We start from the raw sequence: 14,226 nt of genomic DNA, 5'->3' as shown, positions 1-14,226 counted from the left end.
CCTTTATGGTGATAGAACGGGACTTATCAACAGTCTCGCGACACAGTTTTCCCGATCTGGACAGAGGCGCGCCATTACGAGCCGCCGTCCCGAAAGGACCGCTTAGGGCCGAACAGGCTCGAAGAAATCAGCCCGGCACGCAAGCGCGACGGGCCATAAACATGGCGCCGCATGGCGTCGGAGAAGAACCGCGATGAAACGCGCAAACGTAAGTTTAGTGAAGTGTAGGGCGCATTCCGCGCCTGCTCTTTGCGCGTTTCCCCTCGCCCTGACAAAACACAGCAGCACCGCGCGCGTCCGGCTTGTTCCGGACCCCGATGACCTGTGCAAAGAGATACCATGGGAAAGAAAATGCTCATCGACGCCACCCACGCGGAAGAGACCCGCGTTGTGGTGGTGGACGGAAACAAGGTTGAGGAATTTGACTTTGAGTCCGAAAACAAACGCCAGCTTGCTGGCAACATCTATCTAGCCAAGGTTACACGGGTCGAACCATCCCTTCAGGCAGCATTTGTTGATTACGGCGGAAACCGCCACGGCTTTCTGGCGTTCTCGGAAATTCACCCCGATTACTACCAGATCCCGGTAGCAGACCGCGAGGCTCTGCTGGCCGAAGAGCGCGCCTATGCCGCCGCTCAGGAAAGCGATGACGAAGAAGAGAACGAGCGCCCCAAGCGGTCCCGTTCGCGTTCGCGCAAGAAAAAGCCCGCCGACAAGCCCAAGGTAGAGGCAGCCCCCGAGGCTGAAGCCCAACCCGAGGTGTTCGAAGCAGCGGCTGACGCGCCTGTTGCCGAAGAACCCGTCGTTGAGGCGGCAGAAGAGGGTGTGACCGAAGTAGCAGCCGAGGCCCCTGTAGAAGTGGCTGACGTTGCAGAGGAAACTACGGCAGAGGTCAGCGAAGAAGCCGCTCCGGTTGCGGAAGAGGCTCCTGTGGCTGAGGCCGAAGAAGACGCCGCGCCTGTGGCCGAGGAAGCTGTGGCTGACGAGGTTGCTCCCGAAGCAATCGAAGAGCCCGTAGTCGAAGCTGCGCCCGAGGAAACCGCACCTGAGGCGGACGCCGAGCAGACCGACGAAGATGGTGATGACCGTCCGCGTCCCGCTCAGGCTGCGCGCAATGACGATAGCGACGATGCAGTGGCCACCCGTGAAATCTCGGGCATGGAGACCATTGATCTTGATGACGAAGACGAGGATCAGGACGCCGATCCCGTTGCCGCCACCGAAGACGATGAAGCGCCCGCTGCCGAAGCTGCCTCGGACGATGAGGATGACAGCGACGACGCGGATGACGTGGACCCCAAAGCGGAAATCGAGTCCGTCTCCGAAGAGGATGACGCCGAGGATATCCGCCCCGTGCGCAAACCCCGCGCGCGCCGCTACAAAATCCAGGAAGTGATCAAGGTACGCCAGATCCTGCTGGTACAGGTCGTTAAGGAAGAGCGTGGCAACAAGGGCGCGGCCCTGACCACTTACCTCAGCCTTGCGGGCCGTTACTGCGTATTGATGCCGAATACTGCCCGTGGTGGTGGCATCAGCCGCAAGATCACTAACGCCGCAGATCGCAAGAAACTCAAAGAGATAGCGGGCGAACTTGATGTGCCGCAGGGCGCAGGTCTGATCATCCGGACCGCTGGCGCACAGCGCACCAAGGCCGAGATCAAGCGCGACTACGAATACCTGCAGCGCATGTGGGAACAGATCCGCGAGAACACGCTGCAGTCCGTGGCCCCTTGCAAGATCTACGAAGAGGGCGATCTGATCAAACGCTCGATCCGCGACCTTTATAACCGCGAGATCGACGAAGTTCTGGTCGAAGGCGAACGCGGCTACCGCAACGCCAAAGACTTCATGAAAATGATCATGCCGTCCCACGCCAAGAACGTGAAGCATTACACCGATCGTATGCCCTTGTTCGCGCGGTATCAGGTGGAAAGCTACCTGAGCAGCATGTTCAACCCGACCGTCCAGCTGAAATCCGGCGGCTACATCGTGATCGGTGTGACCGAGGCGCTGGTGGCGATCGACGTGAACTCTGGCAAGGCGACCAAAGAAGGCTCGATCGAAGAGACCGCGCTGAAGACCAACCTTGAAGCCGCCGAAGAGGTGGCGCGCCAGCTGCGTCTGCGCGACTTGGCCGGTCTGATCGTGATCGACTTCATCGACATGGACGAGCGCAAGAACAACACTGCGGTCGAGAAGCGTCTGAAAGACAAGCTGAAAACCGACCGCGCGCGCATCCAGGTTGGCCGCATCTCGGGCTTTGGCCTCTTGGAGATGAGCCGTCAGCGTCTGCGTCCCGGCATGATCGAGGCGACCACCCAGCCGTGTCCGCACTGCCATGGCACCGGTCTGCTGCGTTCGGACGACAACGTGTCGCTCGCCATTCTGCGCCAGCTCGAGGAAGAGGGCGTTCGTGGCCGCAGCAAGGAAGCCTTGGTCAAGGCGCCCATGCAGATCGTGAACTACCTGATCAACCACAAGCGCGAGCATGTGGCCCAGATTGAGGCACGCTATGGCATGGCCGTTCGCATCGAAGCGGACGCGCACCTGATCAGCCCCGACTTCTCGATCGAGAAGTTCAAGACCGCGGTTCGTGTGATCGGCGGCTATATCCCCGAGGCCGAAGTTCTGGATACTTCGATCATGGACGCTCTGGATGCGGATGCCGCAGCCGAAGAAGTCGAGATCGAAGAAGCCGAAGAAGTGGTCGTTGAGGCGAAAGCGCCCGAGCAGAAGCCCGAAGGTGAAGAAGGTGGTAAGCCCAAGAAGCGCCGTCGTCGTCGTCGTCGTGGTGGCAAGGGCAAAGACTCTGACGACAAGTCGATGGAGAACGGTGAGCAGTCCGACGAGGATGACGCAGAGGGTGAAGAGGCATCGGATGATGCCGCGACCGACGCGCCCGTCGTGGTCGAAGATGCTCCGGCAGAGGTCGAGACCCCTGCGGAAGCACCGGTAGAAGCGCCTGTCGAGACCCCCGCCGAAGTCATCGAGGAACAGCCCACCGAGGCACCGATGCCCGAGGACACTCCGGCAGAGCCCGAGGTTGTCGAGGTTCCCGCCGAGCCCGAAGCACCCGCTGAGGAACCGGCCCCCGAGGAGGTTCCCGCGGTCGAAGAGCCCGCCGTGGCCGAGCCTGCACCGGTAGAGGTTCCTGCGGAACCCGAGCCCGCGCCGCAACCCGAGCCCGAGGCGATCGTCGAGGAAATCTCGAACGAGCCGCCCAAGCCCAAGCGCACCGGCTGGTGGAGCGTATAATTCAACAGGGCGTCCCCAGCGGGCGCCCTGATTGTTTGCGGGCCCGTTTTGCCGCGTTGACCTGACCAACAAATATGTGAAACGCCCCGAGGTGACGGGCGCCAGTCAGATAGGGTAAAAACCAGACATGTTCGGAATCGACCTCTTTGACGCGGGCCTGCTGCCCGCCATGCTTGTGGCACTGACGGCGGGGATCATCAGCTTCCTCAGCCCCTGTGTGCTGCCGATCGTTCCCCCGTATCTGGCCTACATGAGCGGGGTCAGCCTGAACGAGATGAAGGGCAGCGGCAGTGCACGGGCGCGGACCTTGCTGGCGGCGTTGTTCTTTGTGCTGGGGCTGTCGACGGTGTTTCTGCTGTTGGGGTTCGCGGCGTCGGCCGCGGGCAGGGTGCTGCTGGCCTATCAAAGCTATTTCAACACCGTGGCGGGCATTCTTGTCATGGTATTCGGCGCGCATTTCGTGGGTGTCATCCGCATCGGGTTCCTGAGCCGCGAGGCCCGCATTGATGTGGGCGATCAGGGCGGCTCGGCCTTTGGGGCCTATGTGCTGGGGCTGGCCTTTGCTTTTGGCTGGACGCCGTGCATCGGCCCGCAGCTGGGGGCGATCCTGTCGCTTGCCGCGTCCGAGGCCAGCGTGGCCAAAGGCACCATGTTGCTGGCCGTCTATGCGCTGGGTCTTGGGGTGCCGTTCCTGCTGGTCGCGGCGTTCCTGCCGCAGATGAGCGGCGTGATGACCTGGATGAAGCGCCACATGGAGCAGATCGAGCGGATCATGGGCCTCTTGCTATGGACGATAGGTTTGTTGATGCTGACAGGTGGATTTTCGCAATTCTCCTATTGGTTGCTGGAAAATTTCCCCTCTCTCGCCAATCTGGGTTAAAGATTACGTCTATCCTTTTCAGGTCTGAGCGTGTTTAATCCCCTTATTGCAAGGGGTTGGGATGGACGAGCGGTTTGACAGACCTGTAGGGCGGCGCCGGGTGTTTTACATTCCGGGGTTTGATCCCTATCCGCCCCGTCGCTATCGTGAATTTTACAGAAAAGAGGGCGCGGATCAGGCCCGCTACTCTGGCTACCGGATTGATCTGCGCGGCGTCGGTAGCAGCGCGTGGGAGGTCGAGGCCCGCATCGAAGGGCATGACGTTTCCGCCCGTGTGGATGTGCTGGTCTGGTCGGACATCGTGAATTCCTCAATGGATCAGGGGATCGGCGCGACCTATGTGCAGCTGCTGAAAACGGCGTGGATCTATATCTCGACCGGAACTCTGTGGCGGCTGATGCAGCTGCGGCGCGGGCCGGTGATTGCGGCGCTATACCCCGTGGGGTTTCTGCTGCTGCAACTGGTGCTGGCGGTGCTACTGGTCTTCGCGATCTGGACGGTGGTGGAGTTTGTGCTGCCGGGGCCGCTCGGGATGATCGGAGCGGTTCTCGGGTCGATGGCGGGCTATGGGCTGCTTCGGGCGGGCAGGCGGCTCGATAACCGAATTCTGGCCTACTACCTGATGCACGATTACGCCTTTTCTGCCGGTTTGCGCGGGGCCTACCAGCCCGAGCTAGAGGAACGCCTGTCCGAATTCGCCGACCGTATCGCCGAGGCTTTTGCCGATCCGACCGTGGACGAAGTTCTGGTGGTTGGCCATTCCTCGGGCGCCTATCTGGGGGTGTCGGTGCTGGCCGATCTGCTGCGCGATGGGCGTCTGGCGGACAGTCAGGCGGCGGTGGGCTTCCTGAGCCTTGGCCATGTGGTGCCGATGGTGTCTTTCCTGCCTGATGCCAGCCGCCTGCGCCGCGACCTGCATGACCTGAGCCTGACCGAGCAACTGGCGTGGATTGACGTGACCGCGCTGGGGGACGGCTGTGCCTTTGCTATGTGTGATCCAGTAGGGGTCAGCGGCGTGGCGCCCGAAGGGCAGCGCTGGCCCATCGTGATCTCTGCCGCCTTTTCCCGCACTTTGGGGCCCGAGCAGTGGAAACGCCTGCGACGGTCGTGGTTCCGGCTGCACTTCCAGTATATCTTCGCGCTGCCCAATGCCGAGGATTACGACTATTTCCGCGTGACTGCCGGCCCGATGACCCTTGGCGCGCGGTTTGACGGACGGGCCCCGTCGCCCTCGACCAAGCGTGAGGCGCTGTCGAAATACCGGAGTATGACCCCGTGATCCCCCCGAAACCGGCGGCCCGTGCGGACAAGGTGTCCCTGTGGCGCTATATGCAGCTGTTCCGCAAGGATATCCTGTCGGCGCAGCCCCAACGCCTGTACCGCGCGTGGATGGCCGAGTTTCGCACGCCGTTCTTTCGCTCTTATCTTGTGAACCAGCCGGAACTGCTGGATCTGGTGTTGAAAGAGCGCCCGATGGATTTCCCGAAATCGGGCAGGGTGAACGAGGGGCTCCGGCCCTTGCTCGGCCGGTCCGTGTTCGTGACCAACGGCGCGGAATGGCAGCGCCAGCGCCGGATCATCGACCCCGCCTTCGAAGGGGGGCGGCTGCGCGACACCTATCCCGCGATGTGGGCCGCCGCACAGGCCGCTGTTCAGCGGATGGAACGCCATGTCGGCCAGACCATAGATGTGGAGCCAGAGACCAGCCACGTCGCGGCAGATGTTATATTTCGCACGCTTTTCACAATTCCCATCGAGCACGAGATCGCATCGCAGGTTTTCCACGAATTCCGCGCCTATCAACGCAGTCAGCCGATCGTCAATCTGGCCGCCTTTATCCCCATGCCGAAATGGATGCCGCGGTTCTTTAGCCGAGAGACCAAGGACAGCGCGCGCCTGATCCGGTCCCTGATCACGCGGCTGACCTCAGACCGGATGGCGGCGATCCACCAGGGCAACGCGCCCGGCGATCTGGCGACCAAGATCATGACCACCGCCGATCCCGAAACCGGCGAGACCTTTACCACCGAAGAGATGGTCGATCAGGTCGCGATCTTCTTTCTGGCGGGGCACGAAACCAGCGCCTCGGCTTTGGCGTGGACGCTTTATCTAATGGCGCTCTATCCGGAATGGCAGGACCGCGTGGCCTCAGAGGCAATGGCGCTGGAAAGTGGCGACTTTTCAGAGGTTTCGAAGCTAAAGATCAGCCGCGATGTGTTCCGTGAGGCTCTGCGCCTGTACCCCCCAGTGCCCATGATGGTGCGCGAAACCGTGCAGCCCGAATGCCTGCGGGACCGCACTGCGCCCAAGGGATCGCAGATCGTCCTTAGCCCATTCCACCTGCATCGGCACGAGCGGCTGTGGGACAACCCCGACGCCTTTGACCCCGAAAGGTCAAAGACCGAAGAGGGCCGCACCAGTGCGCGCTGCGCCTATATGCCGTTCTCGGCGGGGCCGCGGGTGTGTACCGGCGCGGGCTTTGCAATGGTCGAAGGGGTGCTGATCCTGTCCATGCTACTGCGCCATTTCCGCTTCGAAGCGATTGATTCTGAGGTCCCAATTCCCGTGGCGCACCTGACTTTACGGTCCGCCAACGGCATCCATCTGAAAATCACACGCCGTTAGCGTTAAATGTTAGCGTTAAAGATAACATTGTTTGCGCTAAACATCAGTTAAAAGACTATCCTGATCCCGCGAGATAGGTTAAAAATCGCACGAGATTTTAACGCATCGAAGGGATTCATCATCATGGCCAAGGACACTGTCGTCGAACAGAGCCAAGCCGACCGCATTGCAGCAGGCGCAGGTTTCATCGCAGCTCTGGACCAGAGCGGCGGTTCGACCCCCAAGGCCCTGAAGCAGTACGGCGTTGAAGAAGACGCTTACTCGACCGAAGAAGAGATGTTCGGTCTGATCCACGACATGCGCTGCCGCATCATGACTTCGCCCGCGTTTACCTCGGAAAAAGTCATCGGCGCGATCCTGTTCGAGCGCACCATGCGCGGTGAAGTCAATGGCATGCCCGTTCCCACCTACCTGTGGGAAGAGCGCGGCGTTGTTCCCTTCCTGAAAATCGACAAGGGCATGGAAGACGTCAAAGACGGCGCTCAGATCCTGAAGCCCATCGATGGCCTGACCGAACTGCTGGCAACCGCCCGTGAATTCGGCATCTTCGGCACCAAAGAGCGTTCGGTCATCCACGAAGCCAACGCAACCGGCATCGCAGCGGTTGTCGCGCAGCAGTTCGAACTGGGCAAAGAAGTGATCGCAGCCGGTCTGGTTCCGATCGTCGAGCCCGAAGTTCTGATCGATAGCCCCACCAAAGCCGAAGCAGAAACCATTCTGAAGGCCGAGATCGAAAAGCAGCTGGACCTGCTGGACGAGACCCAGAACGTCGTTCTGAAGCTGACCATCCCCACCGAAGCTGGCCTCTATGACAGCCTGGCGGATCACCCCCGCGTTCTGCGCGTTGTGGCTCTGTCGGGTGGCTACACCACCGATGATGCCTGCGAGAAACTGTCGAAGAACGCCAAGATGATCGCATCGTTCAGCCGCGCCTTGGCCGAAGGCCTGAGCGCACAGCAGTCGGATGACGAGTTCAACGCCGCACTGGGTGCGAACGTGGACAAGATCTACGGCGCGTCGCTGTAAGAAAACTAAGGGCAGGGTCTGATGATCCTGCCCACCCACTGATCCAAAACGGTCAGTCCAAATCCCCCTCGTGGGGATTTTCGCGTTCTTGGTACCAGCGCAACACATAGACACGGATGGCGGAGGCCAGCCCTTCGACCTCGGGGTCGCGGCGGGTGTCGATTTCGGCGGCCAGTTGGTTCAGAGGTTTGTCCTGCGCATCTGCGATGTGGCGAAAGGCCTGCCAGAACGGATCTTCCAAAGAGACCGACGTTCGGTGTCCCCGCAGGGTGAGCGAGCGTTTGATAGGTCCGCCGCTCATTCGTCTTCGCGTTTGTGCTGGTCCAGATGCCGGACGGCCTTGTCGGCGGTCAGGGCATCGCGCTGTTTCTCGGCCTTGGTACGGCCGAATTTTGCAGCGTTTTCGTCAGCACGGGCCTTTTTCTCGGCCCGTGCTTTGTCTTTGCGAAACCGGTTCAGATAAACCGGTGCGGCCATTATTTCGGGCCGATCATGTCTTCGGGGCGCACAACGCGGTCAAAGGTTTCTTCGTCCACGAAACCAAGAGCGATCGCCTCTTCTTTCAGAGTGGTGCCGTTCTTGTGCGCGGTCTTCGCAACCTTGGTGGCGTTGTCGTAGCCGATGGTCGGCGCCAGTGCGGTAACCAGCATCAGCGACTCTTTCATCAGCTTGTCGATACGCGCGACGTTCGCCTGAGTGCCAACAACCATGTTGTCGGTGAACGCAGACGCGGCATCACCCAAGAGCTGGATCGACTGCAGAACGTTGTACGACATCATCGGGTTGTACACGTTCAGTTCAAAGTGACCCTGCGAGCCCGCGAAACCAACCGCTGCGTCGTTGCCCATGACGTGAGCGCACACCATGGTCAGTGCTTCGGCCTGAGTGGGGTTCACTTTGCCGGGCATGATCGACGAGCCGGGCTCGTTTTCCGGCAGGATCAGTTCGCCAAGACCCGAACGGGGGCCCGAACCCAGAAGACGCATGTCGTTCGCGATTTTGAACAGCGAACCGGCCACGGTCTTCAGCGCGCCCGAGAACATGACCATCGCGTCGTGCGCGGCCAGTGCTTCGAACTTGTTGGGGGCGGTGACGAAGGGCAGGCCGGTGATCGCTGCGATTTCGGCGGCAACCTTTTCGGCAAAGCCTTTGCGGGTGTTCAGACCGGTGCCAACGGCGGTGCCGCCCTGCGCCAGTTCATAGATGTCGGGCAGGCACGCTTCGACGCGCTTGATGCCCTGAGCCACCTGATGGGCGTAACCACCGAATTCCTGACCAAGGGTCAGCGGGGTCGCGTCCTGAGTGTGGGTGCGGCCGATCTTGATGATGTCCTTGAACTCTTCCGACTTGGCGGCCAGAGCGGCGTGCAGCTTGCGCAGGCCGGGCAGCAGGACGTCACGGGTGTGCATCCCGATGGCGACGTGCATCGCGGTCGGGAAGGTGTCGTTCGACGACTGGCCCATGTTGCAGTGATCGTTCGGGTGCACGGGCTTTTTGCTGGCCAGTTCACCACCCAGCATTTCGATCGCGCGGTTCGAGATAACCTCGTTCGCGTTCATGTTCGACTGGGTGCCGGAACCGGTCTGCCAAACGACCAGCGGGAAGTTGTCGTCGAACTTGCCTTCGATGACTTCGGTTGCTGCGGCTTGGATGGCCTTCGACAGTTCAGGAGCCAGATCGCCAAAGCCTTCGTTCACGATCGCGGCGGCCTTCTTGACCACACCCAAAGCGCGGATGACGGGCACGGGCTGCTTTTCCCAACCGATGGGGAAGTTCATGATCGAACGCTGGGTCTGAGCGCCCCAATACTTGTCTGCGGGAACCTCTAGCGGACCAAAGCTGTCGGTCTCGGTACGGGTATCGGCCATCTGGCACCTCCTATGGACTTGATTGCCAGCGGTTTAGCGCCTGAAACCCGGTCCCGCAATCGCGTCTGCGCCTCAGATAGCGCAAACGCAGGTAGAAAATCACGCTTGTGATCACAAAATTTGCGGGGTCGTAACAGCTTACTTGCGGAACTTGTCCAAGCTGACGATTTCTGCCTCCACATGAGGCGTTTCTTCCACTTCGGCCAGCTCGACGTCCAGTTCGTCTTCTTCGTCGTCCTCGTCTTCGCCGATGCTTTCAAAGCGCAGACCGAATTCCACCGACGGGTCCACAAAGGTGCGGATCGCATCATAGGGGATATACAGACGCTCGGGGCTGTCGCCAAAGTTCAGAGTGACGCCAAAGCCGTCTTCGTCCACATCCAGCGCGTCGAACCAGTGCTGCAGCACCACAGTCATTTCGGACGGGTACCGCTGAACCAGCCAGTCGGCCAGCTCTACGCCGTGGGCGCGGGTCGAGAAAGTGATGAAGAAATGGTGCTCGCCGGGCAAACCCTCTTGGGCCACGCCCTCCAGAACCTGACGGATCAGGCCCCGCATCGCAGCGTGCATCAAGTTGCCATAGTCGATATCGCCCATTTCATGTGCCTCCGATTTTCACTCAGCATAGACCAACGGAAAACAAACTAAAGAGGGGAATGCAATCAGAATGCATAGACCCCTGATGCAAGACCGAAAATTGCCATTATCAGTAACGTCCGGCCCATACCGATTTTGAGCAGAATAAGCATCACCGCAGCCATCACCGCCAGCGCCACAGGGATCAAATTGACTGACATCCAAAGGGGGGCCAACACGGTAAACGGCCCGAATGCTGCGGTGCCAACAGAGTCAAAGAAAACATGGGCCGCAAACCAGATCGACAGGTTCAGGATGACCCCGACAACGGCCGCTGTAATGGCCGACAAAGCTCCCCTGAGGCGCGGCTGTGCCGCCAGCAGGTCAAGGTACGGCGCCCCCGCAAAGATCCACAGAAAGCACGGCACGAACGTGACCCACAGGCACAGGCCGCCCGCCGCAATCGCCATCCACACGCCGCCTTTGGCAAAGCCCGCCAGCAGGGCCACGAACTCTGTCACCAGAATCAGCGGGCCAGGTGTGGTCTCGGCCAGCCCCAGCGCGTCGATCATCTGGTCGGGGGTGATCCAGCCGTAGGTCTGCACGACCTCTTGGGCCATGTAAGCCAGCACCGCATAGGCCCCGCCAAACGTCACCACCGCAAGTTTCGAGAAAAATAGCGCAATTTCAGTATAGAACGCAGGGGCCATCATCGCGCAGGCTGCCACGGGGGCCAGCCACAGCAGGCCCCAGATCGCCACCGTTGCCAAAGTTCGGGGCTTCATCGGGGCCTCGACCGGCGCATGGGGTTCATCGGCGCTATTCACCGCGCCGATCACTGCCGCAATCGCGATCACCAGCGGAAAAGGCAGCCCCAACGCGAACAGGCCGACAAAACCAAGCGCCGCAATCATCCAGTCCATGGGCCGCTTCAGCGCCTTTTTCGCCACTTTATACAGGGCTTGCAGGACGATAATCGTCACCGCCGCCTTGATCCCGACAAAGGCCGACTGCACCCAAGGCAGCTCTCCGAAATAGGCGTAACCCAAGGCCAGCCCCAAAATCACCAGCGCACCGGGCACCACGAACAAGAGCCCAGCAATCAATCCGCCAAGGGTCCCGCGCATCCGCCAGCCCGCATAGGTGGCCAGCTGCATCGCTTCGGGGCCGGGCAGCAGCATGCAAAAGGAAAGGGCGCGCAGGAATTGCTGCTCGGTCAGCCAGTCGCGATCCTCGACCAGCTCTTTGTGCATCAGGGCGATCTGCGCCGCCGGTCCGCCAAAAGAGAGCACGCCGATGCGCCCGAAGACGCGGACGAGCGTGGAAATATCAGGGGTCATTTGCCTATCCTGTTTGCCCGGGTTTGGCTGTGCGTCCGATCAGATCAAACGCAAAACCCAAGCAAAAACATAACTCTGCACTGTGAACTTCACATGGCGCCGTGATGGGCGCGGCTGTCGGCGGGGGCCTCTTGACGGGCATCCATGCCGTAGTCGCGCATCACACTGGCCACCCGAAGACGGTAGTCCGCAAAGAACCTCTGACGCCCCATTTCCTGCGCCCCGCGATGAGCGGTCAGCTTGCGCCAGCGCTGGACGGATTCCTCGTCCCGCCAGATGGACAGCGACAAGAGTTTGCCCGGCGTCGTCAGGCTCTGGAACCGCTCGACGCTGACAAAGCCGTCGAACCCTTCCAGATGTTCCTTCATTTGCGCGGCCATGTCCAAGTAGGGGCCTTGCATACCTTTTTTGGGGGTTACCTCGAAAATAACGGCGATCATTACGCTCTCCTCCCACATCCCGTGGGGTAGATTGATCGAAGCTTACGAAAAATCAAAGCAAATTGTCAGTCTTGGTTAGTTGCTTGCCAGCCCCCGTTCGCAAGACTGTGACCGACTGTGATCACAGGTTAGACTGCACATCATAGAAACCCGATTATATTCGACCGAATTCACTGACATTCTGGAGGGACGATTGACCCATTCCCCTGACGGGCGCACGCCCGATCACGAAGGTGCCCGCTACGCGCGTGAACTTTCCCGACATCTGCAATGGCTCGACAGCTTTACCGGCGCGGCGCTGGGGGTGCTGTCGGCAGCGTCCGGCATCTATACCTATCTTGGGGTACGCTCCCTGCTGGATGATACCGGTGCGTGGACGACCTTTGCCGCGCTGTCCTATTCCATCGCGGTATCCGTCGGGATTTTTGTGTTCTGGTCCTATATGTTGCGGCTGCTTCCTGCAGTAAGGTCGGCGGCCTCGAAACTGGGTCTTTTCCTGTCTATGGGGCTGGGATGCGTGGCCATTATCGCGATGTCCTCGTGGCTGAACGCGGCGGCCTTGGCGGGGGCCGCAGCGGTCGAGCAGCACTTGGCCCACACGGTCCAGAACTACCAATCCGCGCTGGAACGGACCCACGCCAATGCCATCGCAGGTCAGTCCTTGGCCCGCGACGTGGCCCGCGTGCGCGAGACGTTCGATGGCCTGTCGCAACAAGAGGCTGGCGGCGATCTGTCCGGTATCGCGGGGCGCGGGGCGGTGTTCCGTCTGCTGACCCAGAAATCCGATGAACTTCAGGGGTTAGAAGAGCAAATCGCCGCCCAAGACCGCGCTGTCAGTCAGGCTTTCGATCAGGGGAACGCGATCCTCAGCCGGATGCGCGCCCTGTCTGTTGAACCCGGCGCCATCGAAGGCCGCTCGGTCCGCTTCGCCGAAGAGGCCGTGCGCCTGTCCGGTATCATCGCGGAATTGCGGCAGCTAAACGTGGCCCCTTTGGTGAACCGTGCCGCCGTTGATCTGCGGGATTCCGTGGTGCTACCCGATCTTGACGCGACCTCGGCCGAGGGGCGCACGGCCCAACAAGCGACCATCGCGTCGGTCATGGGCCTGCTGGCGGATCGGGCCGAGACGCTGACCCTGGCCTCGAACGAAGTGCTGGCCCTACCAGAGGCCGAAGAGATCGAATATACCCCGCTGTCTGCCGCCGATGCGGTGATCCGCTATGCGGGGAACTTTGTGCCCTCTTGGGCGGGGGCGATCGCGATTGACCTGTTGCCGGCGGTTCTGGTGTTCATCCTGATGGTGACCCAATCGGCCATTCGCGGAGGCCTTGGCGCGCATTCGGTCGAGGAAACCATGACCGTGTCCGAATTGCGGGCAGCCTTGGCGGCGGCGCGGGCGCTGGACATTCCCGCTGACCCGACGCCAGTGGAACCAGAGCCGAAACCGACGCTCAGGGCGGCGGAGTAGCCCGATGTCGCAGGATGTAGCCGCTCCAAGGGGGATACGCCGCGCGATCACGGGGATGATCGGGGCGCAGGTGCTGATCGGGATTGCTTTGATCGGGATGGACCTGATGCAATCGCTGCCCGCGCGGGATTTGCTGACCATGCCCACGCCCGCGGGCCCCTCGACGCGCCCCTATGCGCCAGACCGGGTGCAGGTGACCTCGCCCGACGGGATGCCCTCGACCGCGCCGATGCCCGAGCGGCTGGAGTTCAGCGGTGATGCCGCAGTGCTGACTCTGACCGGCCAGATCGCCGAAGGGGACGGTGCCCGTTTCACCGCCGAACTCGGGCTAAGGGCGCAAACCGGCCAAGCGATCAAGTCGGTCGCTTTGGACAGCACCGGTGGGTCCGTTTCCGATGCGCTAGAGATTGGCGAAGCGATCCGCGCCGCTGGCCTGACCACACAGATGCAGGGGTTAGCCGTCTGTCTTTCTGCCTGTCCCTATATTCTGGCGGGGGGCACCGAACGGCAGGTGCCGCCAACCGCCAAGGTCGGCGTACACCAGCATTACTTTGGCGAAAGCGGTATCCTGCCGGCCTTCATGGCGGTCGAGGATGTGCAGCGCGGGCAGGCCGAAGTCATGTCCTATCTCATCCGCATGGGCATCTCGCCCGAGGTGATGGCCTTGGCCATGCGCACGCCGCCGGATCAGATTTACCTGCTGTCCCGCGATGAATTGCAGGAGTTCGGGTTCATTCCGGCCGAGTAA

At 61.1% G+C, this 14,226-nt stretch carries 13 protein-coding genes; 7 read left to right on the top strand and 6 right to left on the bottom strand.

The genetic code is table 11. The annotated features are described in order from the left end of the window. Positions 1-339: 339 nt before the first annotated feature. From HJ536_RS06890 to HJ536_RS06870, 5 genes are all read left to right on the top strand, one after another. Positions 340-3,255 (top strand): Rne/Rng family ribonuclease, encoded by a 2,916-nt coding sequence (locus HJ536_RS06890; RefSeq protein WP_177157149.1) that lies wholly within the window; start codon positions 340-342, stop codon positions 3,253-3,255. A gap of 127 nt (positions 3,256-3,382) precedes the next feature. Then, positions 3,383-4,135 carry a cytochrome c biogenesis CcdA family protein gene (locus HJ536_RS06885; RefSeq protein ID WP_176855150.1) on the top strand — a complete coding sequence of 251 codons (753 nt, stop codon included), beginning with the start codon at positions 3,383-3,385 and terminating at the stop codon, positions 4,133-4,135. A 100-nt stretch (positions 4,136-4,235) separates the two neighbouring features. Further along, positions 4,236-5,414, top strand: coding sequence for a hypothetical protein (locus HJ536_RS06880; RefSeq protein WP_338082412.1), 1,179 nt, complete (start codon positions 4,236-4,238; stop codon positions 5,412-5,414). Next, positions 5,411-6,760: a cytochrome P450 gene (locus tag HJ536_RS06875; RefSeq protein ID WP_177157147.1), complete on the top strand. Its 1,350-nt coding sequence runs from the start codon at positions 5,411-5,413 to the stop codon at positions 6,758-6,760. The genes HJ536_RS06880 and HJ536_RS06875 overlap by 4 nt, the downstream gene beginning before the upstream one ends. Positions 6,761-6,883: 123 nt before the next feature. Further along, positions 6,884-7,786, top strand: a complete 903-nt coding sequence (locus HJ536_RS06870) for a fructose bisphosphate aldolase (RefSeq protein WP_176855147.1) — start codon at positions 6,884-6,886, stop codon at positions 7,784-7,786. A gap of 52 nt (positions 7,787-7,838) precedes the next feature. On the opposite strand, the gene HJ536_RS06865 is transcribed toward HJ536_RS06870, so the two are convergent. From HJ536_RS06865 to HJ536_RS06840, 6 genes are all read right to left on the bottom strand, one after another. Further along, positions 7,839-8,087: a ribbon-helix-helix domain-containing protein gene (locus HJ536_RS06865; RefSeq protein WP_176855146.1), complete on the bottom strand. Its 249-nt coding sequence runs from the start codon at positions 8,085-8,087 to the stop codon at positions 7,839-7,841. Further along, positions 8,084-8,263 carry a DUF4169 family protein gene (locus HJ536_RS06860; protein WP_177157146.1) on the bottom strand — a complete coding sequence of 60 codons (180 nt, stop codon included), beginning with the start codon at positions 8,261-8,263 and terminating at the stop codon, positions 8,084-8,086. Before HJ536_RS06860 ends, HJ536_RS06865 begins: the two co-directional genes overlap by 4 nt. After that, positions 8,263-9,654, bottom strand: a complete 1,392-nt coding sequence (fumC, locus tag HJ536_RS06855; protein ID WP_176855144.1) for a class II fumarate hydratase — start codon at positions 9,652-9,654, stop codon at positions 8,263-8,265. The genes HJ536_RS06860 and fumC overlap by 1 nt, the downstream gene beginning before the upstream one ends. Before the next feature lie 138 nt (positions 9,655-9,792). Further along, a complete protein-coding gene (locus HJ536_RS06850; protein WP_176855143.1) occupies positions 9,793-10,251 on the bottom strand; it encodes an SspB family protein in 459 nt (152 codons plus the stop codon). Between the two features lie 65 nt (positions 10,252-10,316). After that, positions 10,317-11,570, bottom strand: a complete 1,254-nt coding sequence (gene chrA, locus HJ536_RS06845; RefSeq protein ID WP_177157145.1) for a chromate efflux transporter — start codon at positions 11,568-11,570, stop codon at positions 10,317-10,319. 89 nt (positions 11,571-11,659) lie between these two features. After that, a complete protein-coding gene (locus HJ536_RS06840; protein WP_177157144.1) occupies positions 11,660-12,010 on the bottom strand; it encodes an antibiotic biosynthesis monooxygenase family protein in 351 nt (116 codons plus the stop codon). A 193-nt stretch (positions 12,011-12,203) separates the two neighbouring features. Here HJ536_RS06840 and HJ536_RS06835 point away from each other — a divergent pair, with 193 nt between their 5' ends. Together HJ536_RS06835 and HJ536_RS06830 are read left to right on the top strand one after the other, a co-directional pair. After that, positions 12,204-13,478, top strand: coding sequence for a hypothetical protein (locus HJ536_RS06835; RefSeq protein ID WP_194245109.1), 1,275 nt, complete (start codon positions 12,204-12,206; stop codon positions 13,476-13,478). 4 nt (positions 13,479-13,482) lie between these two features. After that, positions 13,483-14,226: a COG3904 family protein gene (locus HJ536_RS06830; protein ID WP_177157143.1), complete on the top strand. Its 744-nt coding sequence runs from the start codon at positions 13,483-13,485 to the stop codon at positions 14,224-14,226.

This window comes from Donghicola mangrovi (assembly GCF_013377535.1).
Classification (GTDB): Bacteria; Pseudomonadota; Alphaproteobacteria; order Rhodobacterales; family Rhodobacteraceae; genus Donghicola; species Donghicola mangrovi.
The sequence above is the reverse complement of the archived record's forward strand: the minus strand, read 5'-3'. Positions and strand labels throughout refer to the sequence as shown.